At 37.1% G+C, this 2,885-nt stretch carries 2 protein-coding genes; both read right to left on the bottom strand.

Translation table 11 applies throughout. The features are described 5' to 3' along the window. The coding region (locus VNZ46_RS08650; protein ID WP_325559697.1) for a RagB/SusD family nutrient uptake outer membrane protein at positions 1-721 on the bottom strand (721 nt) is incomplete at its 3' end. A gap of 27 nt (positions 722-748) precedes the next feature. Beyond that, positions 749-2,885: SusC/RagA family TonB-linked outer membrane protein (locus tag VNZ46_RS08645; protein ID WP_325559696.1), on the bottom strand; the 2,137-nt coding region annotated here is incomplete at its 5' end.

Below are 2,885 nucleotides of genomic sequence, written 5' to 3'. Positions count from 1 at the left end.
CCATAAACAAATATGTTCTAGCCAATAGAGCCGTGGCCGCCCATTTATTCGGCCTTACCCGTTCTTCCGATCCTGAGGCATATTCTGTTATACCATCTCCTTTCAGATAGCCATTGCCTAAAAAGCTTTGTGATGCTTTCAAATCTGTAACAATTTGATTGTAAACATCTGCCTTTGCCGATCTTTTGATCACCGCATTGATCGTATAATCTGTACTTAACACTAAGGGTACATCACCGTATAAATTCACCAGGTAGAAATAATAGAAAGCCCGCATAAAGTATGCCTCTCCCATTAAATGTTGCTTTCCTGCAGGAGTGAGCCTGGTAGAAGACTCGAGTCCTTCTAAAGCTGCATTCACCACATATAGTCTTTGATAAGTGGTGCCCCAAAAACCGCTATATATATTTTCTGAATTAAGGGAATTCTGATAATAAACAGCCAAAGTCGAGTTTCCTGCTCCAGAATAATAATCAAGTTCATCCGCAGACAAGCTACCAATACCAGACAATGCACTAAGTTCTGTTGGACCTACCGGACTGCCATTACTTAAATTTACATACAAGGAAGTGATCGCACCAATAGCGGTTGCATCATTGTTGTAAATATTCTTTGAACTGACACTTGTTACTGGGCCATCTATTTCCACCAGTTTCTTACAACTACTAAGTACAAAACCGAGAAGCATTAAAGTCAAGATAAATATTCTTTTACAAGTCATTTCGTTATTTTTTAAATTAAAAAACATTTATAGACCTACTTTTAGACCTATGGTAACTACTCTTAGAGGAGGGAGCGTTGTCGAACTTTTTGTTTCTGGATCTAGTCCTTTATAATTTGTGAAAGTCCATAGATTTTGTCCCTGTACAAATAAGCTACAATTTTGTAAATGTGCATGCTTACACCAGTTTTCAGGTAATTGCCAGGAAAGCGAAACATTTTTTAAACGTATATAAGAAGCATCCGCCCAAGCAGCGTCACTTTCGTACACATTAGCAAGTGCCTGTGATACATCACCAGAATATTTCGTCGAAAATCTTTGTATTGAGGAAATGTCCCCTGGTCTTTGCCATCGACCCATTAAGGAAGCCAATTGATTTCCTTGGCCTTGCCCTGTACCTGGCGTACTAAACCCAAATCCCTGATTTTGGGCAATCTGTTTTACAAAATAGAATAAAAAATCTAATTGAAAACCACTGTAGGAAAATGAGTTCTGCAAACCTCCATAAAATTTAGGAGCCATATCAATTAGCACTGTTCTATCCAAAACAGGGTCTGGCGTCAATGTTGGATTCCCATTATGATCTTCAAACTGATATAATCCAGTTGCAGGATCTACACCTAAAAAATGATACACTAAACTAGCACTAAGTGGTTGTCCAACTTTAGGTTTCTCAGGAAAGCGATTATCGTTGGTAGCAGTTAACAAAGTCTTAGGCACGGATAAATTGATATTACTTGACCACTTAAAATCTTTATTCTGAAGATTTGTACTTGTTATAGTAAAATCCCATCCTGAATTTCTGACCTTATCCGTCACATTTCTATCTATCTGCCCAAAACCGGTCGTCATTGGAAGAGTATAAGCTCTTAACTGATTGGAAGAACGATTGATGTAATAATTTGCATTAACCAATAATCTATCTTTTAGAAATCCCAGATCCAATCCAAATTGTAATTTTCGTGTTTCCTCCCATTCCAGATATGGATTGGCTAAGCGGTTCGATTTATAAGAAACAATTCCCTGATAAGGTATTTCCTGCTGAAGAGGATCATATAAACTCAAAAACCGATAATCCCCTATTTGATCATTACCCGTTGTTCCATAACTTGCTCTTAACTTTCCAAAGCTTAAAACACTAAAATGATCTTTAATTAGCGATTCATTAGAAAAGATCCAGGCACCTCCAAGGGCAGCAAAATTGTGAAATTGACTTTGAGGGCCAAATCTTGAACTCCCATCTCTTCGACCTGTCAAATTCAATATATATTTATCCTCCCAATTGTAATTGATTCGACCAAATATGGCATTGTATTTATATACAGAGCTAATTGAAGAGAAAGCCGTTACATTAGTGGCAGAGAGTATATCCTCCATCACAAGGTCATTACTAAAGCCAGATGCCAAAATTCCAGATCCCAAACTTGTATTTTTATAAATTGTGGTTCCCAAAAGCACGTCTAACTTACCTTTACCTATATTATAATTATAAGTTAATTGGGGTTCGATAGACCAGGAATTAATATCATTAGTTGTGAAAAATGTATATCTCTGAAAATACTGTGCGAGTTCAGGATAATAAGCCTGAAGGAGATGTTTATCTATTATATATTTATTTAGTTTGTTGTACCCAAACAAACTTTTGATTTCCAAGCCGGGTATAATTTGATAGCTCAAAGTTAAGTTACTCATCAGGTTCGTTGTTTTATCTATGAACTTGTTGAACATGTACCCTATTGGATTATTACCAAAAGTAGTGTTTCCAGAGGCGTCCGGCGCCCAATTGATACTGCCATCAGATTTATATAATGAAGGGGCAACAGGTGATAATATCATCGCGTTTGAAGTTAAATCTTGATTTGGCAATTGATTATTATCAAATAAGTATCCTCCTGAAAACTGAATTTTAAATTTCTGATTCGTTGAGGTATTATTGATATTAAAGCGTACAGATGTTTTATTATCCGCATAATTACCTGGAAAAACGGTGGTTTCCCGATGATGCCCTGTGCCCACTAAAAAGTTAGTCCGGTCATTCCCTCCGGATACAGAGGCGTTCAAATCTTGAAAAGTTGCAGTCCCTCCAATCAATTCTTTTTGCCAGTCGGAATAGCGGGAATTATCCCAGTTTCCATTTAAATCGCTGTCCACATAGGGATCTAGG

It is taken from the genome of Pedobacter sp., assembly GCF_035566355.1.
In the GTDB taxonomy this organism is placed as follows: domain Bacteria; phylum Bacteroidota; class Bacteroidia; order Sphingobacteriales; family Sphingobacteriaceae; genus Pedobacter.
This window is presented reverse-complemented; position numbering and strand designations above follow the sequence as displayed.